Raw genomic sequence first — 25,440 nt, forward strand, 5'->3', positions numbered from 1 at the left:
TAAAATGCATGCTAACAATGAGCTTCATCATCAGCATAAAACACTTAAATGGGTCTGCTATTTATTCAATTCAAGTTAGGTAACGGATAAAAGCAAAATAGCGTTAGGCTGTTTTGCTCTAAGGTATTCATGCAAGCTCAGGGCTTTGCTGGCGCTCTTTTTTATAACCTTCTGAGTCTACGCCTTTTTTCCAATAGCCAGAGGAAACTATATTACTACGCGGTATATTACAATCCTGGGTAAGTAAGGTTTTTGCTTTGCGTACTAACCCTGCCTCTAATGCCATAAATACAATAGGTGGCTCGTTTGTGTGTGGCAAATTGTTAAGCGCGCTGAGCATATCGGTATCCGGTGTATCTGTAATTAACCAATTAACATCGCGCTGCGTGTTTAAATCAATAATGTCTTGCTCAGTAGGGGCATGCACAAACGCGTCAATTTTTGCGCTGGCGGGTAACTGCTGCATGTACCCTTTTATTGCATTAACTGAGGTTAAATCGCCTAGTAATACATAATGCGGATGCTGGTAATTATCAAGCTTTTTAGGGCCTGGGCCCGCTATGCCAACCTCGTCACCTACTTTTGCAGTTATAGCCCAGTGCGTAGCCGGACCTTGGTGCATGTTTATTACAAAGTCGAGTGTTAACGCGCCCGTTGCATCATCAACGTCTCTTATTGTGTAAGAGCGCATGCACGCGGTTTTTAAATTAAAATCAACTTCACCATTTTGGGGAATAAGCACTTTTACATAGCTGCCAATATGCGCTTGCGTTAAATCCGAAAACTCATCTGAGCCTACAACAATGCGCTGTAAATGCGGTGTTATTTGTTCAGTACTTAGTACCGTAGCTTTGCGAACTTGTTTACCCATTTAAAATCACCTCGTTTAACAAAATAGTTAACTGCTTTTTAAAGCAAGCATTGCACAACGCCCCATTGGTTGATAAAATCAACTATAACAAACTAATTGATATTGTCAACCATTAGAGAGCTTATGAACACGCTTTTATCAAATACCCTATTTGAGCTGATGCAAAATTACCGCGTAACAATTCGCGAGGCTATTAACGCAGGCGACCTTGGTATTAATGCTATGCACGTGCGTTGTATACACATTATTGCCAGTACATCTAACTGTACCGCTAACGACATTGTGACTAAAACACAGCGCGACAAAGCCCAAATTGCCCGCTTAATTAAAGATCTCATTGCCCTAAACCTTATTAATAAGCAAGCAAGTGAGCACGACAAACGTTGCTTTATTTTGTCGCTCACCGAGCAAGGCAATACATTGTTTGATAAGTTATTAGCCTCTGAGCAGCAAATAAATGATCAAATGTGTAAAAACTTAAACCCGCAGCAAATCAAAGACTTTTTAGATACCGCGCAACAAATAATCAAAAACATGGCGTGATCTGTCTTTCATTTCTTGGCATAACTTACACAAAACGCATATACTGTACACTTATACAGTATATGCGTTTTAGGTTGTGTTATGTTTGTTATTCCCGTTTATATAGAAGCTGGTGTGTGTGGGTTTGAATCGCCCGCGGCGCAATACGCCGAGCTCGGTGTTTCTCTTGATGAGCTATTAATAAAGCACCCCGACGCCACCTTTATTGGTATTGCCTCGGGTAATTCCATGCAAGAGGTGGGGATTTTTGAAGGCGACTTACTGCTTGTAGACCGTGCTGAGCAAGCCGATAACGGCGATGTTATTGTTGCTAACTTAAATGGTTTATTTGTGTGTAAGCTATTAGATAAAACCAATGCGCGGTTACTCTCTGCATCGCCTTTACATAAGCCGGTACAACTAACCTCAGCTGATGAGTTTCAGTTAGAGGGAGTGGTTACACTATCGATTAGAATGCACCGCCCAAGCCCTGAGCTATTAAAATGTACGCCTTAGTCGATGCCGTTGCATTTTATGCCAGTGCCGAAAAAGTGTTCGACCCCGCTATTCGCTCTAAACCTGTGGTGGTTTTAACTAATAACGATGGCTGCGTATGTGCGGTGTGCCCGATAGCTCGGCGCTTAAACATTCCTAAATTTGGCCCTTATTTTAAAGTTAAGCACCTGCTTGAGCAACACAAGGTGGTTGTACGTTCGAGTAACTATGAGTTGTACGCCGATTTAAGCGCCAAAATGATGAACGTAATTGGCCGCTTTTGCGACACACAATACATATACAGTATTGATGAGTCGTTTTTGCACTTTAATGGCTACACACCCCTTATACAAAACTGGCACGAGTACGGGCATACAATAAGGCGCACCGTTTGGCGCGAAACTAAACTCCCTGTGGGTGTTGGTTTTGGCCCAACCCCTACTTTGGCAAAAGCCGCTAACCATGCAGCTAAAAAGCTAAGCGGGTTTGATGGGGTGGCCGTTATACATAACGAGCAAAGCCGCCAAGCCATTTTACAAAGAATGAGCTGCGCCGATGTATGGGGCATAGGTAAGCGCCTAGCTAAAAAGCTTAATATAATGAACATACATACAGCATGGGATCTGGCACAGCAAAACCCTAAAACCATGCGCCGCGCGTTTAGTGTGGTAGTAGAGCGTACCGTAAGTGAGCTAAATGGTATTGCGTGCTTAACATGGGACGATGTACGCCAAGATAAGCGAGAAATATATTCTACTCGCAGCTTTGGTGAGCGGATCAGTGAGCCTACTGCACTTAAAACCGCCCTTATTAACCACGTAACCACGGTTGCCAGTAAACTACGAGGGCAGCGCTCATTAGCAAAACAGCTTTATATATTTGCCGCCACTGGCAAACACGAAGACCGCTATTGTAAAAAGTCGTTTATATATAAATTTGCCACTCCCACTAACGATACCTGCGTAATGGCCAATGCTGTATCAGAAGTATTTACTCATATTTATCAACCAGGTGTACGGTTTTATAAATGTGGTGTAGGCGCTTTAGAGCTTACCTCGGTGCAGTATCAGCAAACTGATTTATTTAGCCAAAGTGCCGATAACCCTAAATTAATGCAGTGTCTTGATACAATAAACAACCGCTACGGAAAAGGCATACTCACCCTAGCCAGCAGCAAACTAAATCAAGGCTGGCATATGAACAGAGATTACTTATCGCCCCAATACACAACGCGCTGGCACGATATACCGCAAATTCATTGCAAGTAAGTTAATCAACTTGTCTTGTAAATGTGCACTCTACTGCGGGGGTATTCTGCGTATATTTGAGCGTTGTAACACTGGTAAACTTAATGCTTTGTCTGATGGTTTTTTCGTTATTGGGGTCAATACAGCGGCTCATTTTTAAGCTGTTATCAACACCATCACTTTTGTATTTATACGAGCTAGTTACAAAACAAAAATTTGGCTTTTTAGTTGTACGGGTGCCGTTGTGTAAACTTTCAAACGCAATATACTCGCCTAATTTAAAACCCGCGTCTGGGTAAACTGGGTTAATTAAACTCAACTGACTATCCACACACAGTGGGGAGTTAGCAGTTACCACCTGGTAATCGCCAAGCATTGTTTTTAATAACGGTATAAAACGGCTTTTATTACTGGGCGTAACAGTTTTAGCAAAAAGTACATTACTTAGAAATAAACAGCTCATACAAAATAAAATTTTACGATAACTCATTAAAATTCCAACTCATTACTAATAAAAATAGCATAACACACTCAACTCTATACTTACTTAAAATACATTTGGTTCATAAAAGAAAAAGCCCCTTGAATACATCAAGGGGCTTTTATCAATATAAAAATATATTTATTAGTAAGTGTTACTTAAAGCACTGCGCTCTTGTGTACACAACAGAAATTGCTAAAAGCAACAACATGAAGGCTAATGAACCACCGCCACTGCCCTTTTCACTACTTGTGCCAGATGCATTAGTGACAGTCACAGCTAAACTTTGCTCAGTCTCACCTTCACCATCAGATACAATAAGCTTGAAGCCCAGTTCTGTAGTTTGCGACACACTCGGCGCTGTAAACTTAAGTGTGCTGGAGTCAACATCGCTTAGCGCCACTTCTACACCCATTGTTTGAACCCACTTAAAAGAAAGCTCTGCGGATTCTTTATCGCTTGCAGACGCTGTCACTGAAACTTCCTGACCTTCTTTAACCGAAACCGCAGATGTACTTAATTCTACACTTGGTAGCTGATTAACATGTAAAAAGCTAACGGTGTATACTTGCGTAAATTGCTCATAGCCATCTGATATCACTAACGTAATATCCGCATCAACCGTTTGCTCAAGCTCACCCACGGTAAGTACAGCTTTACCTTGAGTATCCTCAGCTGTAATAGATAACTGAGGGTGTTCAACACGCCATTCGTAAGATAACGTATCTCCATCAGGGTCAGTAGAGCCAGAAGCATCAAGCTCAATAGTAGCAAGCTCTTCTATTGTGGCCGGCATATCTACATCTAATACTGGCGCCTGATTTAGACTCTCCTGCGCTAGTTTTGCCACAACTTCAATAACCCCATTAACCTCTCCATCAAGGTCGAATGCGCTACCATCTGCGATTGCAAAGCTAAAGCAGCGTGAACACACTTGCTCATATACATTACCTGATAATACAGTGGCCGACTGCCAACCTGCAGTGGTTAGTACTCTTACTTGCATGTCTGAGCTTAAAATTGCATTTACATACTCAGGTAGTGCAATTTCTGCGGTGCTTGATGAATTAGATAACGTAACACGAACGTTAATTACATCACTTTTAGCTTGGAAGTGAGGTTCTATTATATCTAAATCTGAGAAATAAGTGCTAAGCGCTTGTTCAGAAATAGACATATCAGCAATATAACCCGCTGCTAGAGCCTCTTTAATGCTACCTACAGCCAAGTGATTAAACTCATCAATACTGTGAGCACTATCACCTGAAGCTAAGATAGCTGTATTAGTAGTAGAAGTGCTATCTAGGTAATCAGCAATACCATCTTTATCACTATCACCTACCCCTTCCTCAATATCAGGTATACCGTCGCCATCAGTATCTAGCTCAGGGTCATCAAATATAACGCTATCAACAATACGTAAACTAGTTTGCTTAGTTGCTAGTAGTTCATCACCTTGTTTTACACGTAAAGTTAAATCTATATTATTGGTTTGCTCAGAAAGATTTGCGCTAAATGAAACATCCCACTGTGAATCAGCTGTTTTATAAATGTAAAAATCAACACCTGCGGGGCCAATAAGCTCAAGGGATACATCACTACCTGTACTAGGTAAATTTACTAACTTAATTGTGGCATTAAAGTCAGGTAAAGAACGCTGAATAGTTTTATTAACTGCTTTACCATTTTGATAAAAATCAGTAATAAACTGCGCCTGTGCCGCTTCACTTAAGTACACTAGCTCGCTGTTATCATTTTTGTCTATAAACGCATTACCATTAGATAGGACACTAATACTTGCTGCGCTACCTACAAATTCTCGCTCTAACTCAAGCTTAATAGGTCCATACTGATTAGTAGTAAAATACTGGGTGCTATTATTAGCTTGTAAATGAAAGCTAGAGTAACCGTATGGGTTAGCGCCGCTAATAAAAACATCTACAAGCACATTACCATTTTGATACACATACGTAGTAGGCTGAATACTGATTTCAGGGAAAATCATAGCCCTTACGTCGCCTGATACATGATTTCCAGCTTCATCAACAGCAGATACAGGAATAGATACATCGCCCGTTCTAAATACAAAGCTATCATCAATTTCCAGAAGCGTTATAGCTGAAACACTATCGTAAATAACACGACTATCTAAAAGTGCATTTTTTATAGCCGTGTTCGTGCTGCCATAAACACTAAAAGTATACGGTTGGATAATCGGGGCAGTTGTATCAACAAGTGTGACTGTTTGTATAGCCGATGTTTCGTTACCAACATTATCTCGTGCAATCCATGTAATCTGGTGCTCACCAAGGGGTAAGTAAGACCCTGAGCTTGTGTATACTTGAGGCTCTAAATGGCCGTTATCTCTAGCCTCTGGAGTATATAGACCGGTAATATTAGTATTTTGTGAAGTCGCTTCAAGCGTAATCGGCTCAAGACTCGATATAAACTCAGGCGGACTATTTTCACCGCGGCTTGCATCATCTGGGTGGCTATCTTCACTGTCTTGAACACCATCACCATCTGAATCTGAGCTAAGCGGATTACCCGAAAGTTGATACTCTTGTAAATTAGTCAAACCATCATAGTCGGCGTCATAATTAGCGTCGTAGGGTTCTAAAGCATTTAGCCCATATTCAACTTCCCAAAAATCAGGAATACCGTCCGAATCATAGTCGCTGGTGAGGTCTATATCTGCAGACCAGGTAATGTTATCAACTGATAACGGTTGCTGCTGAAGGTATAAGTACTCATATTTAACTTTAATAATGTTAAAACCATCATCTACCGGTAACAATAAACGAGACTGGCTACCACGATTTACATCTATAGGGCTACCATTTAAGCTTATTTGCAGCGCTGGAGAGTCATAAACCAAATAGTCTAAATTAATAAAACCGGCTTCAAATAACCCCGCAATGGCAAACCCCCCAACCTTGCTAGTAGGCGTTAATGCTAAGCTAAGGCTTGCATCGCCCAAAGTTGACCAACTTGTATTAGCTTGCCAACCCCAAGAGTTAACAGCAAGTTCGGTAAACTTAGCCGGAAGAAGGCCATCTTCAAAGCTTTCATTTAATTGCGTAAAAGATTGCACTAATGATGAAGCATCGTTAGCTAGACTCTGAGAGTAAAACTCCTGAATATTTGTATAACCATCTTCATCGTAATCTAAATTAGCATCTGCAGCATCTAAAGGTAAAAGATCATTACTTACCTCATAGCCATCACTTAGTTCATCACCATCTGTATCTGCTGAGGTTGGATTTGTTCCTAGGTTAAATTCTTCTAGGGCTGAAAGACCGTCAGTATCAGCATCAGATGCAGCATCACTTGCATCAAGGCGATTTAATCCATTAACTAATTCCCAGTAATCTGGCAGTTGATCGTTATCAGTATCTGTTAAATCAGTTGGAGAAAATAAAGCAAAGTTATCAAGCCATACAGTATCGGCACCGAATGAGACAGAACCGTCTTTATAATATTTAAATTCAATATTATGAAGCCCTTCGCTTAGGTTAAGCACAATAGACGTTGCTTCTGTGGTATTTAAATTACCTCGGTCATTACGCTCAAAAACGGGTTGTCCATCAATAGTAATACTTAAAAAATCGCAGCAAGACTCTGATTCAATTTTATAATCGAATGCTAATACACTCTCTTCAAATAAACCTGTTACGGTGAAGCTGCTAAACTGTGAGTGACTAATAACGCCTGAGCGAATACTTTGTATTCCGTCGGTCGCAAAATCATTCGTAATAAACCAAGGAGCACTAGAACCTTCGGCTTCAACCATCCAACTAGGTAGTGCAGAGCCTTCAAAGGAGGTAGTGAGGTTTAAAGCAACAGGGAAAGAAGTATCTGACTGCGGATCAGTGTTTGCTAAATACTCGGTTAGATTTGAAAACCCATCATTATCTGCATCTTCTGCTGCATCAGACGAGCTGGTTAAATCTAAACTATTATTGTACTCCCAGCCATCAGGGATAGTATCGCCATCTGTATCAGGGTTATTTGGTAAACCCGCGTTTAAAAACTCTAAAAGGTTAGATAAGCCATCCGCGTCAGCATCAAGTGATGCATCTTCACTATTATTAATATCAAGACCATGATGTAATTCCCAAGAATCAGACATACCGTCATTATCAGCATCAGGAAAGTTAGGCCCTATATATAAATTATCTATATATACAGCATCTGCAGGAGTAGAAACGGACATATCTTTAGAATAAGTAAACTTAACAGTATTTAGCCCAGCAGGAACTTGGAAAGACGCGTCCTTCCACTGGCTTATGCCTGACTCATCTAAAACAACTGAACCATTAATATAAACAGTAAAATAGTCATAACCTACTTCAGTGTCTAATGCGTAGTTAAAGTTTACATAGCCTTGCTCGCTATTTAAAAAGCTAAACTCAACACTGGTTGATTGGTTGTCTGTAATGTCGTTATTAGTCAACACAAAGCCAGAATCTTCATTAATTTGAGTTGTTACCCAAGGCGTTTGTAAATTTGACGAAATAAGCAAATCTGGAACAGCCGCATCATCGAAGTCAAAGGTTGTTTCAGGAAAAACGACCGGCTCAGAGCTTGCGTCTGAAGGGTCACTGTTACCAAAGAACTCGATTACATTACTCCAGGTGTCTGAGTCTAAATCAAGTTGAGCATCATCTGCATTTAATGGGTTTAATGAAAACGAAACTTCCCAGCCATCAGGCATGCGGTCAAAGTCAGAGTCTGCATTGTTAGGTTCCGTAAGGTATACATTAACTTCATCATAATCTGATAGATCATCTGAGTCGGTATCCGTTGCATTAGGAAAAGTATTCGCTAAGTATTCTTCAAGGTTTGTTAAACCATCTTGGTCTAAATCAAGTCCAGCGTCATCAGCATTACTAGGATCTAATCCGTAAAACAGCTCCCAGTTATCATCCATTAAGTCGGCATCGGCATCTACAAACTGAATGTTATCGCAAGTAACGCCTACTTCATTAAATGCTGCAATGACATCGTTAGCTTCATACCTTAAATCAATAGCAGAATTTATAGCACCACAGGCTCCATCAATAAAATCACTAGAGTTAACCCAATAGTTTTGATTTGCAAAAAGCATTATCTCGAACGCTTTTTTAGGGTCCCAACCATCAGTGTTCGAAAGTAGGAAGAAAGCACGATTAAAAACACCACTACTAAAGTGAACATCCATACCTGAGTAATATTCACTTGCATGGTCAATCGAAAGCCCATCTAGTGATGGCGTTTCAAAATAACGAAGTGCGGGGCTAGTTTTTGAAATATCAGCGCCTGATAACCAATCAGTCTCTGCGCGTAAAAAATACTCGGCTGTTTCACCCGCCATATCAGAGAAAGATTCGTTTATACCACCAGATTGTTCTGCATAAATTAAATTAGAGTTTTGACTAGTAAAACCATGGCTTACCTCATGAGATACAATATCAAGTGAAACCAACGGGTAAAACCTATCAGCGCCATCGCCAAAGGTCATAGCCTGACCATTCCACGTTGCATTTTCCCAGTTATCACCACTGTGAACACGCATCAACAATTGAAAAGTAAGCGGAGCCGTGTTGTACCACTGTTGATACATATCAAATACCGCAGTACCAAATGCATGGGCATCATTTAGTGGGGAGTAAGCACCATTTACTTCTTTGTAGGTATTCCTATCACAGGCAAAAGAGTAAGCTTCACTTGGCTCAAAACCCGACTCCATGGTGACAGTTTTAACTTTCTCGTTTTCTAAAAAACACATCTCACCACGCTGCGTCACATCCAGTGCTTCAACGTCAGTGCCGTATTCATACTGCCCTATTTTTGTATTACCGCCAGGGCCTGTACCTTGGGCACTTTTAATATTATCCCACTGTTTAAATACACTGTAATCAGATTCGCTTACTAAACCTACTGGCTTTTTTTCAACGCCATTTTCAAATACATTTAATTCAATTAAGCGAGCAAAATGTGCGACTCCGTTATCAATATAAACATAACGTTGGTTGTTTAATACTTGATAAGCAGTAGATTCATCAAGTTTAGCGTTTACTAAAATAGATTTAACCGCAGAAAATTCATCAAACTGATTATTAGCCGTTTTATTTAAAGATACAGCATCGATATTTTTCGCAAAAAAACCACTTATGTGTTGATTGCTAGGTTGCACTCGTATTTGCTGCCCCCAAATAGGCACGCCTGCAAAAAACTGCTGCATCTTTTTGGCTGATGACCGAGTTTGTTTTGCATTTAAGGCTTGAGGCGTATCTAACTCAATAAAGTAAGAATGGGTGGATGCCTGATTAGTTAAACCTACGCTTTGATTTAAAAGTAAGTTAACTTCTGATAAAGATGATTTGTTTACTCGTTGCGAAACCGCCGCGTGTGCACTTAGCGAATTTAAAAAGCAAAACGCTATCAATCCTGATGAGAGTGTTTTATACATAACATTCCTATGTCGTATATTGTTATATTCAGTGTTTGTTCAGTTAAAAACACATTAATGTAACATAACTATTAACATAGAGTCATTTAAAAAAGTGAATAAATGGGTACGATTGTGAACAACTGTGAAAGGAAAATTCAAGATGGTGGCGTTAAATGCAACCATCTTGAATGTAAATAACGTTGAGTATTACTGCCAGTATTTTGCAAATAATTGCGGATAGCTTTGTTTTAAAAACTTGGGTTTATCTTTAAAGCGTTTACCTGCAGGTTGCTCGCCTGAGGGTACAAAAGGTAATTCGTCGTCGTTGCGCTCTTCAAATAATAAACCGGCTATTAAGTCGTATTCATCAATATAAGGGTAAGGTTGCTCATTTAAATAATACACAGGGGAGCACTGTGCAAGTGAGTCGGCATTGCTTAATGCGTTATTAAATACCGTCTCCCCGCGGGAGATGAGCCAGCACCTAAATTCGCTAAAACCGTATTCGTCGTTACAACCAGCCATAACAAATGCGGCACCAAATAAATCCCAGGTAAAACATTTGCGCATGTGAATACCAAAAAATTTATCAAAAGCAATGAGCTGCTCGTCAGTTAACTCGCTCAATTTAGCTTTTAAGTTGTCGCTTACGCTTTGTGGGTCGAGCCCTAACTCAGGCGTGGTCACTAAATCCCAAAATTCCTGCTCTGTTAACGCTGCCATTATAAAATCTCTTTTACTCGTCCGACTTGACCATCTTCTAGGCGTACTTTAATACCATGCGGGTGATTAGGTGATTTAGTTAATAAACGCTCAACTACACCTTGAGTTAATGTGCCGCTGCGTTGATCTTCTTTTAATACAATATTTACGGTTGTACCTGGTGTGATTTGCGAGCGCGATGGAACAGCCATGCTTTACATCCTAAAAATAATTTTGGTAATTATAACGTCCATAGCTAGGCAAACCAATGTTAATCAACTAAAAACGCTATTTGCTTAGCCGCTACCGGTAAGCTTATTTTGCTAAGCTCAGCGTTAATAATATCGACTAGCTGAGAAAAATGCGCTTCGGTGTCGTTATAGGCTATATCATCTTCAAAATAGCAGCTTATGTTTAGTGACTTTGCTTCATTTTTTAAATCAATGGTGTGTGTTAAATAATCAAAACCATAATGAGTCGCTTTTATTTGCTCACAGGCGTTGGTGAGGGCTTGGCGTATTTGTTTATCGCGCAATTTTTGTGTTTTAGTCATAAATTATTGTGTTTGTTCACTTTGCTGTTTTTTATACTCTTCAAAATTTTTATCTTGATTTTCAAGGCACTCGTAATACTCTTTATCGGCTTTATAATTACATTCATCTAAACGCGCTGATTGAATTTCGTGAAAGCGAGCGTTGGAGCTGCACCCTGCAAGTACCGAAAATCCCACAAACAACAATGCGCTTTTAGTTATTTGACTGATTAACATTAGAATTCCTTACACTTTCGTTATCGAAAGCAACAATATTATTGTATATTAGCGTCATAAAAACCTGACTTTGCATAGGACCCATAATTATGATGTCGCAGTTACAAAAGCTGTTTCAGCGTATAGACAAAAGCAAGATATTTCAATCATTTGTTATAGCTGTCATTGTTGTTTCTGCCCTCACTGTAGGTGCTCATACATATTCTCTTCACCCCACCGTAGAATTTATTCTAAATTGGATGGATGTAGGGATCACAGCTTTCTTTTTAATCGAGCTCATTATTCGATTTATTGCAAGTAAAGGAATAAAAGACTTCTTTTCAAAGGGCTGGAATATATTCGATACCATTATTGTACTTGGCAGCCTATACCCAGCTGCAGGCTCAACCATGTTACTTGCCCGCTTGCTGCGTATATTTAGGGTACTGCGTTTAGTATCTATGATCCCAGAGCTGCGTTTGCTTGTAAATTCGTTACTTAAAGCCATTCCGCAAATGGGCTATATAGCACTGCTTATGTTTGTTATTTTTTATATTTACGCAGCCATGGGCAGTATGATGTTTGCCGATATTAACCCGGTACTTTGGCAAGATGTATCCATTTCAATGTTAACGCTATTTAGGATAGCCACCTTTGAAGATTGGACCGACATTATGTACGAAACCATGGCGGTGTACGAGCTGAGCTGGATTTACTACCTCACGTTTATCTTTTTAACTGCGTTTGTGTTTTTAAACATGATGGTAGGTGCCATTTTAGAAGTAATGAGCGAGGAGCATCGAAATGCCCGTGAGCTAAAAGCGGATAATGACTCACTTCCTGCAACGCAGGGACAAGTGGTTGAACTACAAGCGCAAATAGCTGAGCTAAAAACGTTATTAAGTAAAACCTCAGATATTACCAACTCCAATAAATAGCTGATCTATTTTACTTGCTAAAACTTAAAAAGCCCTTTGTATTGAGTTAATACAAAGGGCTTTTAGTTACTCACCTTGTTGTTCTTGCGTGCTTTCAAACGAAATAACATTATCAACCTTCATTTTAAATGCTTCAAAAAACGCATTTTTTAATACCGAAACCACGGCTTCAAAAGTAGATACATCAGCGTTATCTAACTGCCCGTCTATGGGCACACGAGCAGCCACCAGCTTTGACTCGTCGTTTTCTAATAACGAGCTGAGTAAATCAATACTGCCTTCAAAAATAGCGGTAAATAGACCGTCATCATCTTTTTCTATATCTTCGCGCCACGAAAAAACACTTAAATCGTGCACACCCGCTTTTACATATCCATTTAAGTTATTATTGTTAGCGGCCAATTCCATTGCGCCATCTATTCCGCCGGCTTCAATGTCAAATGGGGTATACACTTTAAAAACAGTTTCGAGATTTTTAACCGAAAAACGCTGCACTTCAACATTAAAATCAAAATTAGCTTCATCACTAAAAGGGTCCAATTTACCATTTAAAGACAGCTTAGCTTCGCCCATTAGCTGCCCTTCTACTTTTAAACTCGTGACTAAGGTTTTAGAGAGGTTTTGTGCATTGGTAATATTGTTAATGTTAGCGTTTATATTTGATACGTAAGTAGGCTGCTCTCCTTCGCTGGTGGCGTTAACCAAGGTTACTTTACCATTGTCTATACGTAGCGTATCGATTGAAAAAGGCACGAGATCATTAGCAAGGCCTACCCACGTGGTTTCATCTTTCACCTGTTGGTTTTGTTCAGCGGTAGTTGGGTCTTTATCGTAAATAACAATTTCTGGGCGGGTAAAAGCCATGTTGGTGACAAAATTACCGTTTAATAAAGCAGACCACGCAAGCGAAAAATCAAGTGTATCTATAGACAGTAACGGTTTAGGCACCTGCGTGGCATCTACCGCGTAAATTTCTACCTCATCAACAGCGTAAGCGCCACGGTATAAGTACAAATCAACATCACCCACATGCCCTGTTATGCCTTGGGTTTGTTCAAGCTGCTGATTTACATAATATTGAACCGCATAAGGGGCTAAAGCTCTGAGTAAAATTAACCCCAAGGCTATAACCACTAAAGCATAAAACCATTTTTTGCGTGTATTTTTAAAAGTAGAAGCCATTATCTATCCTTATTTGAAGGCTTAGCATCTCGGCATAAGTAAAAAATACCTGCATAAGTGAATTAAGTACCCACAAAGCAGCTAAAACCGAGCGAATAAAGCTGTAATAGATTATTACGAGCAAAAGCTATACCAAAAAATGCAATGAGCCGAGTTAACCAAGCTTAGTGAGCCTTTCGTATACTCATAAATTTTATGACTGCTCCAACAGAGCATAGGGGGTGGCAATATTAATATTTATTACGTTTTTCCTAGGTATTAATGAAGCACAAACTTATACGCTTTATATACAGTGCTTTTATATACAGCGCGTTACAGCACCATAGCGCAAGCGTTGTAAATAGCAAAACGAAAGCAAAACACGAAGGAAAAAATAAAGTAGCGTATGCAGTGCCGCTTAACTAAAAAAGGGGTTAGCAATACGCTAACCCCTTTTTAATATACACTTTTAAATGCAGAAATTATTCACCGTCTACAATGATGCGAAGCATACGACGAAGTGGCTCAGCAGCGCCCCATAACAGCTGATCGCCCACGGTAAATGCGCTAATGTATTTTGGACCCATGGCTAATTTACGAATACGACCAACAGGAATACTTAAAGTACCTGTTACTTTAACTGGGGTTAAGTCAGTCGCACTAATTTCGCGCTCATTAGGGATAACTTTAACCCACTCGTTATGCGAAGCTAAAATTTCTTCAATTTTTTCTACGCTAATGTCTTCACGTAATTTAATGGTCATCGCTTGGCTATGACAACGCATTGCACCAATACGTACACATAAACCATCAATTGGCACAGGCTGTTTAGAAGATCCTAAAATTTTGTTCGCTTCAACCTGAGCTTTCCACTCTTCTTTAGACTGGCCACTTGGCATTGGTACGTCAATCCAAGGAATTAAGCTACCGGCTAGCGGCACGCCAAATTGGTCTTGTGGTAAATCGCTTGAAGCCATTTTTTCGCTCACTATTTTATCAATTTCTAAAATAGCTGAACTTGGGTTATCTAGTTGCTCGGCAACGCTTGAATGAATAGCGCCCATTTGTGCTATGAGCTCTTTCATATTACGAGCGCCAGCACCAGAGGCCGCTTGGTAAGTCATTGGGCTTACCCACTCTATTAAGTCTTGCTCAAACAAACCACCTAAAGCAAGTAGCATTAACGATACGGTACAGTTACCACCTACAAAAGTTTTTACGCCTTGCTCTAAACCTTGTTCAATGACATCTTTATTTACAGGGTCAAGTACAATAATGCTGTCATCAACCATACGAAGGGCAGAAGCTGCATCAATCCAGTAACCATCCCAACCCGATTCGCGTAATTTAGGGTAAACCGCTTTGGTATAATCACCACCTTGACAGGTAACAATAATATCCATTTTAGCAAGTTCATTTACATCACTTGCATCTAATAACGGTTTTGCGTCGCCAGCAATATCAGGGCCGAGTTGCCCAGCTTGTGAGGTGGTGAAAAAGGTAGTGTCGATATGTGCAAAATCACTTTGCTGTTGCATACGTTCTAATAACACAGAGCCAACCATGCCACGCCAACCGACCAATCCTACTTTTTTCATTGTTTTTTCCACTGTTTGATTCATAAAAGATGCCTTAATACATTAAAAATTAAAATTCATTGCGTGAGAATTAATTTTTATTAAAACCAATCATATTAAGTTATTAATCATTTATAGCGGCAAATTAATAGCGAGATAACAAGCCATAAATTTTTGTATGCAGCTGTTTTGCATCAAAATTTATAACGCCGTTCACGCTTTATTTAGCACACTAGAATGACTAGATATTTAAGTTGATTAGTATAAAGCTAACCTAACACCCCAAGCGCCTTAAAACTAGTGAATAAAGCGAAACTTAAATATTTTTCATAGTCATAAAAAAGCCCTGTATTAAATACAGGGCTAATCGGTAGTTAGGTTTTATTATATCCCCCTTCCTTGGGAAGAAAATTAAAACTCGTAGCTGTAACTTAAATCAAACGTTACACCTTGCTCTTTTGAGCGCACTATAATGTCTGATTGTGTTACCTCTTGATCTTCATCGAGTAAGTTTTTAACTTTAAACTTAATCTTAGAATTAAAATCAGGGTAATAAGTATAAACTAAATCAAGTGAGTGAAATGGTTGCTCATACGCGTCATCTCTATTAGCAACACCCGCTGCTAAAATTCGCTCACCAAATACGTTATAAACTAATGAACTGCTGTGCATGCCATCTAACGAATCGTAGTTTAATTGTAAATTAACTACATACTCAGAGTGGCCGGTCATACGTTTTTTAGGATTAGTTAATGTACCCGCAAGTGCTGGGTCAATAGACGCTTCAGAATCACTTAATGTGATATTACCACTAGTAAATAGGCCTTCACTTACAAATGTTAAGTCTTGTAGCCATTCAGCTTCAATACCATAAACTTCTGCTGTTTCACCATTTATAAACGATGCTGAGTAATCTTCATCACCAATGTTTAAAACTGTTTCAATTGGCGCTGTAATATCTTTATAAAACGCCGCTACGCTAAATGAATTACCGGCTTGTCCATAATATTCATAACGTAAGTCGTAGTTTTTAATTGGGCTACTTTTAATCCCCGTACGACCAAAGGTTCTAATGTCGGTCAAAGGGTCATAATACGTAACAGGCACTACTTCACGAAAATCAGGGCGTACTACTGTTTCACCATAACCTAAGCGCACTTGGTAATCATCGCCACCTACATAGGTAATAGACAGTGCCGGGTACCAATCATCGGTAATAACAGAGCCTGCTTGAATTTTATCTGGATCGTAAAAGGTATTTAAATCGTCTTCATCAAAAATAAGGCTCGATGTACCGATAGAAGATTGTTTAAATTCTTCATAACGAATACCACCGCTTATTCTTATCCATTGATCATAAAACACATCGAAAGACGCATAACCTGCATCTACCTTTTGCGCAGCAATGTAATCATCGGCATCAGGGGCTGTTGGCTCATTAAAGTCAACTAACACAGCGTTATTATCAATAAAGTCGTCAGTTAAAAAGCCACTATTATTAAGCGCATCATTACTACCGTCGTTTATTGAAATACCTGAGCCGCCACTGTTGTTTATAGCAAAGCTTGAGGTATTAAATATTCGGGCTCTGTCAGAAAAATCGTAACCAACTTTAAACTCAACTTCCATAGACTCAAAGCTAAGCGGCAGCGTTAAGTTACCACCGTACGACTTAACACGCTCTTCCATATTGGTGTATGACATAATTACACGGTTATCATCCCCTGTAATAGTTGAGCCGGCATAGCTGCCATCACTATTATAAGTGTCACGAAACTCAAAATCGGCACTGGTAGGTATATCAGTCGTTGCTTTAGCTTCGGTGTACTGCCAATCGGCACCAATACCAAAATAATCTAAAAAGGTATGTTGGCCCATAACTTGAGTAATGTTTAATTGGCGTTCTTCGTAATTAAACTCATGATTACGGTTTGCAATCCCATCACCCGCAATACTAAACGTAGAACTCCCCGCAGGGCTTTGCGAAATAGCAATTTCAGACTCATCTTCATTATCAATAATGTAAAGCTGTTGAGCAGAAATACTGTGCGTACCTAAACGGTATGACAAACTTAATGAACCGTTATAACTTTCGGTTTCAGTGGTCACTTGCGAATTTTTGACTGTGTTGTAACACGAGTTACTCACATCTTCACTGGTCGCTAACGACGTTGTACAATCAACATTGCCTTCTTCGTTTTCTAAATCTTGGGTGATAACTGAGCTAAAACGTTCTTCAAAATCCCATTCGTTTTTGTAAGCACCTGCCAGTAAAAACCCAACCTTGCCGCCAAAATAGCTCTCTTCAAAGCTATCACCATAATGGGCTTTAATATTATAACGCGGGTCTAACGACTCTTCTTTTAACTCATAATCGCGAGGAAGCGACTTTAAAAGTGCGTTATTAACAGCGGTTGCTTGTTCTGCACGCGTTAAATCGCCATCTTCAAAGCCTTCACTACTAACAATATTGCCAATACTAAAATCACCACGGTATGTTGAAATAGCCTGTGATAACTCACTTGGAATGCCATTTTCGTTACGATTGTAGGTAAAGCCATCACTTGATGCCGTATCGTAACCTGCACCCACCTCAATGCCTGCTGTAAATTCACTCGGTGCGGATTTAGTTCTAATATCTATATTACCGCCACCAAACGCTGCTGGCATGTCTGGAGAGTAAGCTTTTTGAACAGCCATACTTTCAATAATACTTGCAGGGAAAATATCCAGCGGAATAACGTTACGGGTTAAATCTGGGCTTGGGATGTAAGCGCCATTTAAACGCGCACTAGAGTAACGCTCACCAAGGCCCCTAACGTAAATAAACTTACCATCAACAAGCGTTAGGCCTGTTACTCGACGAAGCGCAGATGCTGCGTCGCTGTCGCCCGTGCGTGATAATTGTTCAGAGCCTAAAATATCGGCAACAAAGGCTTGGTTTTTACGTTCTTCTACAACTGCCGCAGCGCTCCCTTGTAAACGCGTACCTACAGCAACAACTTCTTCTATTTCTTGTTCGTTTGTTAACTGTTCATCGGCTTGTGCAGCAATTAAGCTAGTCGAATGAGCGACTAAACCTAAACCAATTGCCCAGGTAATTTGATTGAGTCTATGCTTTTTAGACATGAGATAATCCTAATCAGGTTATACAAAAGAGGCGCCTGACGCTTAAATAACAAGCCACAAGGCGCCTTTAATCAGAGGTTATAATGGTGTGCTATTTAGTCAGCATTTGCTGCTGTAACAGCCGCTTCAACCCATTTATACCAGCTAGAGTCTGTATCCTGATCCGATACCGCACCAATGTAGTTTACGCTTTCAAAAAATGAATCGCTTGTGCTTAAATCTGTTGCAGTAACCGTTACTTCTGCAGCTGATGTGTTCGTTGCAAAACCGTTATCTGCAAGTACTGCAACATCATCAGTTAAGATTTGGTTAACACCGTCATTTTCAAACCACGCTGTTTTTGTTTGACCTTCTAATGGGCCGCTTGCAAATGTATCTGTATCTGTAAAGTTTGCAGAACACGCCATTACAGAGCTTGTGAATGAGATTTTATCTGCTTGTGCTTCACCGTCGCCTGAGAACTCAATACATTGCGTGTTAGTTGCGTTTTGCTTAACGATAACAGTGTTGTAAATGCTTGAATTAAATTGGTCATCAAACTTGTAAGCTTGTGAAGGGTCGTCATCACGTACCGAGTTACCATCTGTAGTTACAACCGTTACATTGGCAACCGTTGGGTTAGATGGAGACACTTGCTCGGTAGAAGAACCTTTAACACCATCAGACTCAAAGCCATTGTTACCCATGTTAACTACAGTGCCGTCGTTTAGTGTCACAGTACCGTGTTGAATAAATAAGTACTGAGCTTTACCTTGCCAACCTGCGTCAAAGTCAAACGAATCATCTTGTGTATCTGTTACCGCTACGTGTTTAAGCGTTGTAGCACCACCAAAAATTTCAATACCGTCATCAAAACCTTGGTGAATGTGTAGGTAATCAAACTCAGAACCAGAGCCAACTGCATTTAGTGTTAGTGAATTCAAATCATCGCCTTCACCACCAACGCGAGGGCCTGAACCTGCGTACCAAATTTTAGCCCATTTAATATTACCGCTAGAGTCTGCATTATCGTTACCACCAAAGTAGCTTGTAATACCTTCAGAGGCTACGTTACACGTACCACCGTCACGCTCTGCATCAGTACATTGGTCAGTAATGCCGTTACCATTAATGATGATACCGCCCCAATCTGCGTAGCGTGCGCCTTCGCCTGCTGTATCAAAACGGTCAAACGCGTTTGCAGAAGTAAATACAACCGGCTTTTCTTCAGTACCTACCGCTTGAATTTTTGCACCACGTGCAATACGTACAATTGCTTCACCTGAGCCAAATGCTAAAACGGCACCTGGTTCAACAGTCATTGTTGGACCATTTGCTGGTACTTCAAAGCCATCTACAGTGCTGCCGTCTTCGCCAATTTGTAATGCATCTTCAAAAACGTGAACACCGCCATCAGGTAGCTCAGCGAAAGTAATGTTGCTTGTGATAGAAATTGTTTTGCTTGCAAACGAGTCGTTGTATAAACAATCAATGCCACTTACTACGCCTGTTACCGTACCTGCATCTGATTCGTAGCTTGCACAAACAGCTTCTTCTTCAGTTGTTGAACCAGTTGTATTGTTTGAATTATTAACACTGTTATCTGTTGACGAGCTGTTATCGTTTACAGTAGGTGTAATTTCGATATCGCCGCCACAGCCAGCTAGTGTCATTGCAGTTGCTACTAGGCTGACCTTAAATAAATCAGATAATTTCATTGTTCACTCCGTTAAAGTATTTAATTATTTTGTTAGTGCATTAAGTAAAAACTTAAGTCACTTTAAGGCACGATACTCATGCATTAAGGTGACCTGAGTTATCGGATGCAAATAAGATACTTTAGAGATATGACAAAGCAGTTACAGTTTAGTAACCATAAGATGACAATGGTAATTAATTTAAATTCAACAACTTAAATATTTTAACAACGAAAAAAACCGCCCTAAGGCGGTTTTGGTGTTGCGATTATGAAATAGGTAAACGCTTCTTTATTTGTAAAATAGCGTTAGGGTATAAAGTTAAAGTAACGCGGCTTTAAGTGTTTGCGCATGCACTTTTTCACGCTTAACATATTTAATCCACTGTTTTGCTAAACGTTGTGATTTATCATGCTTTTGGGCTTGTTCAAACGCTAAAATAGACGCATCAAAATTTTGCATATTGTACTGTGCCATACCTAGCGCAACGTAAGCGTTTGATTCAAAATCAAGTCCGCCTTTATCAAGCGCCTTACGCGCAGCATCAGCCGCTTCTTCGTATTGCTCAGTGTTAACAAACACTTCTGCTAGGCGTTGATCGTACTTACCATGCTCTGATAGGTCAGCCGCTTTTGCGAAGTAGCTAATCGATTTTTCATCTTCTTTAGCTTGAATCATGGCCTCTGCAATAAAGGCATAGTTTTTCGCTGATTTTTCTACAATGCCTTTTTCTATCGCATCACTCATTGTTTTAGCTGCTTTGTATGCCAGGCCATTATAAAGGTAAGTTTGCGATAATTGTCTTAAGTCAGACTTGGTTTTTAAAAAGCCTTGTTGATACGCCGCTTCTATTACTGCTAGTTGCTCTTTTTCTTTGCCGGTTTCTCCGTACATACCAGCAAGCTGAACCCAATACTCTGGTTTATTGTAAAGGTTAACCATGCGCTCAAGCACTGCAACTACTTTATCTGTTTGATTAAGTGAGTAATACATAGCGCGCTGTAGTACCAACCAGTTTTCTTTAGGGATTTTGCCTTCGCTGTCGCTAAGAGCAATAACTTGATTGATGTACTCAAGCCCCTTTGGATATTCTTTTAACTGGTAATAAGTTTGCGCTCTAAGTAAGTAATACCCTTCTGTAATAGGTTTGGTATTTATTTCATCCCACTTATCTAAAAACGCGATAACTTTTTTATACTCGCCGTTGGCCATTGCAAGCTGCGCTAAGCTAAACGTGGTGCTTAAACGTAATGACTCAGGAATAGCCTCCTCGGCTACCACTTTTTCAAACGAGGCAATGGCTTTTGGTAAATCATTTTCGTTGTAATAAATAAAGCCATAAAAGTTATACATCATCGCAATTTCGTACGAGTTCATACTTGAAGCTCGCTCTTGAATGCTATCAAGTGCTTCAAGGCCGCCTTTTACATCGCCATCATCAGCGAGCTTTTGCGCACGAGCAAGCTGGCTATAGACCTTCTCGCGCAGTGCGGGTACACGCTTTGTTTTTTGCTCTTGCTCTGCATGGGCAGTTGCTACGTTTAGCCCCGGCACAAGGCTTAGCGTACTTGGCACAACAATACTTGCACTGATCGCGGCAGTGCAAAATAACGCCAGTTTTAAATTTTTAGCTGTAGGTAGTAATTTCATAATCGCCTCGCTATTTCATCCAATTAAGATAAGTTAACCATTAATTTGGAAAGATATTTTGTTTTGAACACCCGCCACTTCAACGGCTTCACCATTTACTACGCGCGGTTTATATTTAAATTTAAGTGCGGCATCCATCGCTGCTCTATCAAACAGTGACTCAGGGACCGCTTTTACTACTTGCGGGTCACGTACAGTACCTTGCTTAGTTACTGTAAATTCAACAATTACATAGCCTTCAATACCACGCGACAAAGCACGACGCGGATACACTGGAGCTACTTTTACAATGGGTAGGTATTCACCATCACTTGTTTCAAGCGCTAAGCCACCCGCTAGGTCAACGTCGCTGCCTACATCCGCACCAAAATCAAAATTATTGCTGGCCGCGTTTGCATCATTATTTTGCATTTGCGGCGACTCCATCGGTGGTGGTGGCTCTTTTGGTGTAGGTGGCTTTTGCGGTTTACGCTCTTTCTTTTGTACCGTTTCTTCTTTTTTCAAACGTACAAAGTCTAAAACGTTTCCTTTTACTGGCTCCGACATGGCACCTTCACCACCGGTGATCAGTGCCTGCATGCCTAAAAAAAGCATAAAGGTCACTACACCCGCTACTATTAATGCTACTAAATATCGCAACATGGCTAACCCTTAAGACGCATCTTGTGCAGCAATCGAAACATCAAACGCACCTGCAGCACGCGACGCATCCATTACTTTGATTAACATATCAGTGGTGGCTTTTTTATCAGCTTGAATAACCACGCTCCCTTGTGGGTTTTCTGCTTTTAAACGTTCGATATTGGCTTGCACTGCACGTACATCGATTTGACGTTTATTAATCCAAATCTCGCCTGTATCAGAAATAGCCACTAAAATATTAGCGCGTTCTTTTTTAACCGCTGTTGCGGCTTCTGGGCGGTTTACATCAATACCGGCTTCTTTAACAAACGAGGCGGTAACGATGAAGAAAATAAGCATGATAAATACAACGTCTAACATTGGGGTCATGTTAATTTCTTCAGCTTCGTCTTCTTGTAATAGGTTTCCTAACGGGGCTCTCATTTTTATTCTCCTAGGATGAGCGACTCTATAAGCCGCTTATCAAAATGTTACTTAATGGTCTAAAACCATGCTGTCTTCAAGTAGTTCAACTTCGCGCTTGGCTCTGCGCTGTAAAAACGTAGAGGCAAATACACCCGAAAGTGCGCCAACCATACCTGCCATGGTTGGAATAGTTGCTTTAGAAACACCTGATGCCATAGAGCGCGCACTACCCGTACCGGTAATTGCCATTACATCAAATACTTCAATCATTCCCGTTACTGTGCCTAACAGCCCAAGTAGCGGACACAATGCAACCATTACATTTATCAGTGCTAAGTTGGTGTCTAAACGCATTGAAGCACGTGAAATCATCGCCTGGCGTATTTGCTCAGCATTCCAGCTATTGCGCTCTGCACGGTTTTTCCACTGTGCTTTTACGTTTTGCTTGTAACTACGAAAACCTTTGAAAAAATAAATAAATCGCTCGAGTATCAATAACCACATCGCGAAGATTAACACCCCGATGACCAAGAGGACTTGGCCACCAGTGTCGAGAAAATCACGGATAGCATTGATGGAGTCAATCAATAGCACCATGGTTTATGCTCCCTTCTCGCTTCGCTGTGCGATAATACCTGCGCTTTGCTCTTGAATAGTAAGCAAAATATTTTTAGCGCGTGTATTAAGTAGGGTGTATAAAAATACCGTAGGAATTGCCACAACTAAGCCTAGCACCGTTGTTACCAATGCTTGCGAAATACCACCAGCCATTAGTTTAGGGTCACCTGTACCAAATAATGTGATTGCTTGGAAGGTGTTGATCATACCGGTTACTGTACCTAGTAAACCTAGCAGCGGCGCCACCACCGAGATGATTTTAATAAGCGTTAAATTACGCGTTACTTTTGGCATTTCACGTAAAATAGCTTCGCTTAATTTAAGCTCTAATGTGTCGTGGGCAACATCAGGGAACTGATCTTTAACTTTCATCACGCGGCCAAGTGGGTTGTCATCGCGTGCTACATCATCTTTAAGTTGACGACGAATTTTACCGCCCATAATCAGTAATGAGAAAAAACGTTCAAGTGAGATAAGTAAAGCAATAACACCTACACCTAAAATAACGTAACCGACTGTGCCACCTTGATGTACGCGCTCTTCGGTATCTGGTGCTTGCACTAATAAACCTAAAATTGAGCCACCCGTTGGGTCAAGTGCAAACTGCACAACACCATTTTTTGCATTTTGTAACTCTTCTGCAGTTGCAGTAAAACGTGCGACAGGCTGGCGATTTAACTCGCTTAAGGTATTTGTTACTGGGTTAAATTCTAGGTATTTACCGTTAGAGATTAAGTTAAAAGCACCTACACGTACCACTTCTTGTTGTGCTTTTTCACCACCTTGTACAATTACATCGGTAGTAAAGCGGCTTACTTTACCTTGCTCTGTCATTTCGCGCTGTAGCTCAAACCATACTTTTTCAATATCTTCGATAGAGGCAAGCTTTGAAGTAGAGCCCATTTTTTGTGCTAGCTCATCCATAAATGTGCTACGACCCGCAATTTCAGCTGATACCACAGAAGTAGCAAACTTATTGCTAGAATCACCAGCAACTTGCTGAAGCACACCAAATAGCTCTTTTAAAGAACCCATTCGTTTAGACAGTGTATCTGTTAAGTTAGCGAGTTTAATTTCGTTTTCTTCAAACTGTGTTTCTAAGCGCTCAGACTCAGCAAGCATTTGATTGCGTTTTGCTTGCGTGTTGTTAAGCATTTGCACTTGTTCGTTTTGGCGCGCCATAAATTTTTGTTCGCGTTGCTTGTTTTGCGCGCTTTGAGCCGATTTGCCTTCTTCAAGTGTTTTTAATAGTGAGTCTAAGTCCATAGGCTCAGCTGCCACACTTGCGCCTGCAAAGCTTAGGCTTGCAGCAAAAAGGGCCATTTTTGTCATTTGAGTAAACAGTTTCATCTTCAACCTCTTATTCTGCTGCGTGTACTGGCAGAGTTAACATATCTGGGGCAAGTTGCTTACGTGCGATACGTAAACCTTTGTTGATTTGGCTAATTGTTGAGTCTGGTAAAGTAACAAACGATTTTGTTTCTTCATCCCAGCTACCAGCTTGCTTACCATCACGTGTTAAATAAATAAGCTCTAAGCGGCCAATGCGTAAAAAGTCTACTTCACGCTCTTTACCGTCTACCGTTAGCAGTGAGGTGTAGGCTTCAATAGTGCGTCCGTAATCAACTTCTACTTGGTATGCTTCTAATACGCGGCGGAATTTTTCGCTTGAGTTAATATCTGCACGGTCCATCATGGCGTTTAAAGAGCTAATACGCTTAGTGCGCTCTTCTTGCAAAAATGGCACATCAAGTGCTACAAATTGCCCAAGCCCTTCAATCATGCGCAACATTAGTGGTGTGATCTGACGCTCAATAATAGAGACCTGATCCATTGAAAGGTTAAGTGACTCCATTTCTTCAATTTGGTTATTTAACTGTTTAGTTAATTGCGCGTTATAAACAGTTAAACCATCAATTTCTTTATTAAGGGTTTTAAACTGTTGAAGACGTCCTTGCATTGAATCAGCAATCTTGTCTATTTTTGTTTGTGATTGCGCAGCTGATTTATTTATTTCACTGCTTTTATCGATAACCTTTTCTAAATCATTGGCATGTACTGCAGCACTTGCTGCTACAATACCAGCTAAGATCAATGGTTTAACGCCTTTCATCGCATACACCTTTACTCGTTAATTAGCGG

General features: G+C 40.3%; 22 protein-coding genes. 5 read left to right on the forward strand and 17 right to left on the reverse strand.

The genetic code is table 11. The annotated features are described in order from the left end of the window. Positions 1-127: 127 nt before the first annotated feature. Positions 128-871, reverse strand: a complete 744-nt coding sequence (locus tag EJ103_RS16600) for a siderophore-interacting protein (protein ID WP_126008819.1) — start codon at positions 869-871, stop codon at positions 128-130. 123 nt (positions 872-994) lie between these two features. Between EJ103_RS16600 and EJ103_RS16605 the strand changes: the two genes are divergently transcribed. The 3 genes from EJ103_RS16605 (at position 995) to EJ103_RS16615 (ending at position 3,156) form a co-directional block, all read left to right on the forward strand. Next, positions 995-1,414, forward strand: coding sequence for a MarR family winged helix-turn-helix transcriptional regulator (locus tag EJ103_RS16605; protein WP_126008821.1), 420 nt, complete (start codon positions 995-997; stop codon positions 1,412-1,414). Between the two features lie 81 nt (positions 1,415-1,495). Then, positions 1,496-1,909 (forward strand): S24 family peptidase, encoded by a 414-nt coding sequence (locus EJ103_RS16610; RefSeq protein WP_004586327.1) that lies wholly within the window; start codon positions 1,496-1,498, stop codon positions 1,907-1,909. Continuing rightward, positions 1,897-3,156: a Y-family DNA polymerase gene (locus EJ103_RS16615; RefSeq protein WP_121638558.1), complete on the forward strand. Its 1,260-nt coding sequence runs from the start codon at positions 1,897-1,899 to the stop codon at positions 3,154-3,156. The genes EJ103_RS16610 and EJ103_RS16615 overlap by 13 nt, the downstream gene beginning before the upstream one ends. Before the next feature lies 1 nt (position 3,157). Here EJ103_RS16615 and EJ103_RS16620 read toward each other — a convergent pair whose 3' ends face one another. The 6 genes from EJ103_RS16620 to EJ103_RS16645 form a co-directional block, all read right to left on the reverse strand. Then, complete coding sequence (locus EJ103_RS16620; RefSeq protein ID WP_241232326.1) at positions 3,158-3,625, reverse strand: hypothetical protein; 468 nt, start codon at positions 3,623-3,625, stop codon at positions 3,158-3,160. A 145-nt stretch (positions 3,626-3,770) separates the two neighbouring features. Further along, complete coding sequence (locus tag EJ103_RS16625; protein WP_126008823.1) at positions 3,771-10,070, reverse strand: M4 family metallopeptidase; 6,300 nt, start codon at positions 10,068-10,070, stop codon at positions 3,771-3,773. 189 nt (positions 10,071-10,259) lie between these two features. Then, complete coding sequence (locus EJ103_RS16630; RefSeq protein ID WP_126008825.1) at positions 10,260-10,775, reverse strand: DUF4240 domain-containing protein; 516 nt, start codon at positions 10,773-10,775, stop codon at positions 10,260-10,262. After that, on the reverse strand, positions 10,775-10,966 hold the full coding sequence (locus EJ103_RS16635; protein WP_004586332.1) for a YwbE family protein: 192 nt from the start codon (positions 10,964-10,966) through the stop codon (positions 10,775-10,777). The genes EJ103_RS16630 and EJ103_RS16635 overlap by 1 nt, the downstream gene beginning before the upstream one ends. Positions 10,967-11,025: 59 nt before the next feature. Beyond that, positions 11,026-11,307, reverse strand: coding sequence for a hypothetical protein (locus EJ103_RS16640; protein ID WP_126008827.1), 282 nt, complete (start codon positions 11,305-11,307; stop codon positions 11,026-11,028). A 3-nt stretch (positions 11,308-11,310) separates the two neighbouring features. Then, positions 11,311-11,523, reverse strand: coding sequence for a hypothetical protein (locus EJ103_RS16645; RefSeq protein WP_126008829.1), 213 nt, complete (start codon positions 11,521-11,523; stop codon positions 11,311-11,313). 89 nt (positions 11,524-11,612) lie between these two features. On the opposite strand from EJ103_RS16645, the gene EJ103_RS16650 reads away from it, so the two are divergent. Beyond that, entirely contained in the window at positions 11,613-12,440 is an 828-nt protein-coding gene (locus EJ103_RS16650) for an ion transporter (RefSeq protein ID WP_126008831.1), read from the forward strand. Positions 12,441-12,506: 66 nt separating this feature from the next. Here EJ103_RS16650 and EJ103_RS16655 read toward each other — a convergent pair whose 3' ends face one another. Continuing rightward, positions 12,507-13,622, reverse strand: a complete 1,116-nt coding sequence (locus EJ103_RS16655; RefSeq protein ID WP_004586336.1) for a DUF748 domain-containing protein — start codon at positions 13,620-13,622, stop codon at positions 12,507-12,509. 261 nt (positions 13,623-13,883) lie between these two features. Between EJ103_RS16655 and EJ103_RS20180 the strand changes: the two genes are divergently transcribed. Next, a complete protein-coding gene (locus EJ103_RS20180) occupies positions 13,884-14,027 on the forward strand; it encodes a hypothetical protein (RefSeq protein ID WP_164521645.1) in 144 nt (47 codons plus the stop codon). A gap of 56 nt (positions 14,028-14,083) precedes the next feature. Here EJ103_RS20180 and asd read toward each other — a convergent pair whose 3' ends face one another. The 9 genes from asd to EJ103_RS16700 form a co-directional block, all read right to left on the reverse strand. Beyond that, positions 14,084-15,223, reverse strand: coding sequence for an aspartate-semialdehyde dehydrogenase (gene asd / locus EJ103_RS16660; protein WP_039972138.1), 1,140 nt, complete (start codon positions 15,221-15,223; stop codon positions 14,084-14,086). Between the two features lie 366 nt (positions 15,224-15,589). Next, positions 15,590-18,307, reverse strand: coding sequence for a TonB-dependent receptor plug domain-containing protein (locus tag EJ103_RS16665; RefSeq protein WP_206435502.1), 2,718 nt, complete (start codon positions 18,305-18,307; stop codon positions 15,590-15,592). Positions 18,308-18,402: 95 nt separating this feature from the next. Further along, positions 18,403-20,004: a hypothetical protein gene (locus EJ103_RS16670; RefSeq protein ID WP_126008833.1), complete on the reverse strand. Its 1,602-nt coding sequence runs from the start codon at positions 20,002-20,004 to the stop codon at positions 18,403-18,405. Between the two features lie 300 nt (positions 20,005-20,304). After that, a complete protein-coding gene (locus tag EJ103_RS16675) occupies positions 20,305-21,633 on the reverse strand; it encodes a CDC27 family protein (protein WP_126008835.1) in 1,329 nt (442 codons plus the stop codon). Positions 21,634-21,666: 33 nt separating this feature from the next. Continuing rightward, positions 21,667-22,272, reverse strand: a complete 606-nt coding sequence (locus tag EJ103_RS16680; RefSeq protein WP_029772986.1) for an energy transducer TonB — start codon at positions 22,270-22,272, stop codon at positions 21,667-21,669. 12 nt (positions 22,273-22,284) lie between these two features. Beyond that, positions 22,285-22,698, reverse strand: a complete 414-nt coding sequence (locus EJ103_RS16685; protein ID WP_004586342.1) for a biopolymer transporter ExbD — start codon at positions 22,696-22,698, stop codon at positions 22,285-22,287. Between the two features lie 51 nt (positions 22,699-22,749). Then, on the reverse strand, positions 22,750-23,277 hold the full coding sequence (locus tag EJ103_RS16690) for a MotA/TolQ/ExbB proton channel family protein (RefSeq protein WP_029772985.1): 528 nt from the start codon (positions 23,275-23,277) through the stop codon (positions 22,750-22,752). 3 nt (positions 23,278-23,280) lie between these two features. Then, positions 23,281-24,648 carry a MotA/TolQ/ExbB proton channel family protein gene (locus EJ103_RS16695; RefSeq protein WP_126008837.1) on the reverse strand — a complete coding sequence of 456 codons (1,368 nt, stop codon included), beginning with the start codon at positions 24,646-24,648 and terminating at the stop codon, positions 23,281-23,283. Between the two features lie 10 nt (positions 24,649-24,658). Further along, positions 24,659-25,411, reverse strand: a complete 753-nt coding sequence (locus EJ103_RS16700; RefSeq protein WP_126008839.1) for a DUF3450 domain-containing protein — start codon at positions 25,409-25,411, stop codon at positions 24,659-24,661. Positions 25,412-25,440: the final 29 nt, after the last annotated feature.

Source organism: Pseudoalteromonas sp. Xi13 (assembly GCF_003952205.1).
GTDB lineage: Bacteria > Pseudomonadota > Gammaproteobacteria > Enterobacterales > Alteromonadaceae > Pseudoalteromonas > Pseudoalteromonas atlantica.

Bases quoted from the DNA above. Each gene is read 5' to 3' on its own strand.
- EJ103_RS16645 (WP_126008829.1), bottom strand. From the start codon at position 11,523: ATGTTAATCAGTCAAATAACTAAAAGCGCATTGTTGTTTGTGGGATTT.
- EJ103_RS16635 (WP_004586332.1), bottom strand. From the start codon at position 10,966: ATGGCTGTTCCATCGCGCTCGCAAATCACACCAGGTACAACCGTAAAT.
- EJ103_RS16675 (WP_126008835.1), bottom strand. From the start codon at position 21,633: ATGAAATTACTACCTACAGCTAAAAATTTAAAACTGGCGTTATTTTGC.
- EJ103_RS16600 (WP_126008819.1), bottom strand. From the start codon at position 871: ATGGGTAAACAAGTTCGCAAAGCTACGGTACTAAGTACTGAACAAATA.
- EJ103_RS16700 (WP_126008839.1), bottom strand. From the start codon at position 25,411: ATGAAAGGCGTTAAACCATTGATCTTAGCTGGTATTGTAGCAGCAAGT.
- EJ103_RS16625 (WP_126008823.1), bottom strand. From the start codon at position 10,070: ATGTATAAAACACTCTCATCAGGATTGATAGCGTTTTGCTTTTTAAAT.
- EJ103_RS16685 (WP_004586342.1), bottom strand. From the start codon at position 22,698: ATGAGAGCCCCGTTAGGAAACCTATTACAAGAAGACGAAGCTGAAGAA.
- EJ103_RS16665 (WP_206435502.1), bottom strand. From the start codon at position 18,307: ATGTCTAAAAAGCATAGACTCAATCAAATTACCTGGGCAATTGGTTTA.
- EJ103_RS16615 (WP_121638558.1), top strand. From the start codon at position 1,897: ATGTACGCCTTAGTCGATGCCGTTGCATTTTATGCCAGTGCCGAAAAA.
- EJ103_RS16650 (WP_126008831.1), top strand. From the start codon at position 11,613: ATGATGTCGCAGTTACAAAAGCTGTTTCAGCGTATAGACAAAAGCAAG.
- EJ103_RS16655 (WP_004586336.1), bottom strand. From the start codon at position 13,622: ATGGCTTCTACTTTTAAAAATACACGCAAAAAATGGTTTTATGCTTTA.
- EJ103_RS16690 (WP_029772985.1), bottom strand. From the start codon at position 23,277: ATGGTGCTATTGATTGACTCCATCAATGCTATCCGTGATTTTCTCGAC.
- EJ103_RS20180 (WP_164521645.1), top strand. From the start codon at position 13,884: ATGAAGCACAAACTTATACGCTTTATATACAGTGCTTTTATATACAGC.
- EJ103_RS16605 (WP_126008821.1), top strand. From the start codon at position 995: ATGAACACGCTTTTATCAAATACCCTATTTGAGCTGATGCAAAATTAC.
- EJ103_RS16670 (WP_126008833.1), bottom strand. From the start codon at position 20,004: ATGAAATTATCTGATTTATTTAAGGTCAGCCTAGTAGCAACTGCAATG.
- EJ103_RS16620 (WP_241232326.1), bottom strand. From the start codon at position 3,625: ATGAGTTATCGTAAAATTTTATTTTGTATGAGCTGTTTATTTCTAAGT.
- asd (WP_039972138.1), bottom strand. From the start codon at position 15,223: ATGAATCAAACAGTGGAAAAAACAATGAAAAAAGTAGGATTGGTCGGT.
- EJ103_RS16610 (WP_004586327.1), top strand. From the start codon at position 1,496: ATGTTTGTTATTCCCGTTTATATAGAAGCTGGTGTGTGTGGGTTTGAA.
- EJ103_RS16695 (WP_126008837.1), bottom strand. From the start codon at position 24,648: ATGAAACTGTTTACTCAAATGACAAAAATGGCCCTTTTTGCTGCAAGC.
- EJ103_RS16640 (WP_126008827.1), bottom strand. From the start codon at position 11,307: ATGACTAAAACACAAAAATTGCGCGATAAACAAATACGCCAAGCCCTC.
- EJ103_RS16630 (WP_126008825.1), bottom strand. From the start codon at position 10,775: ATGGCAGCGTTAACAGAGCAGGAATTTTGGGATTTAGTGACCACGCCT.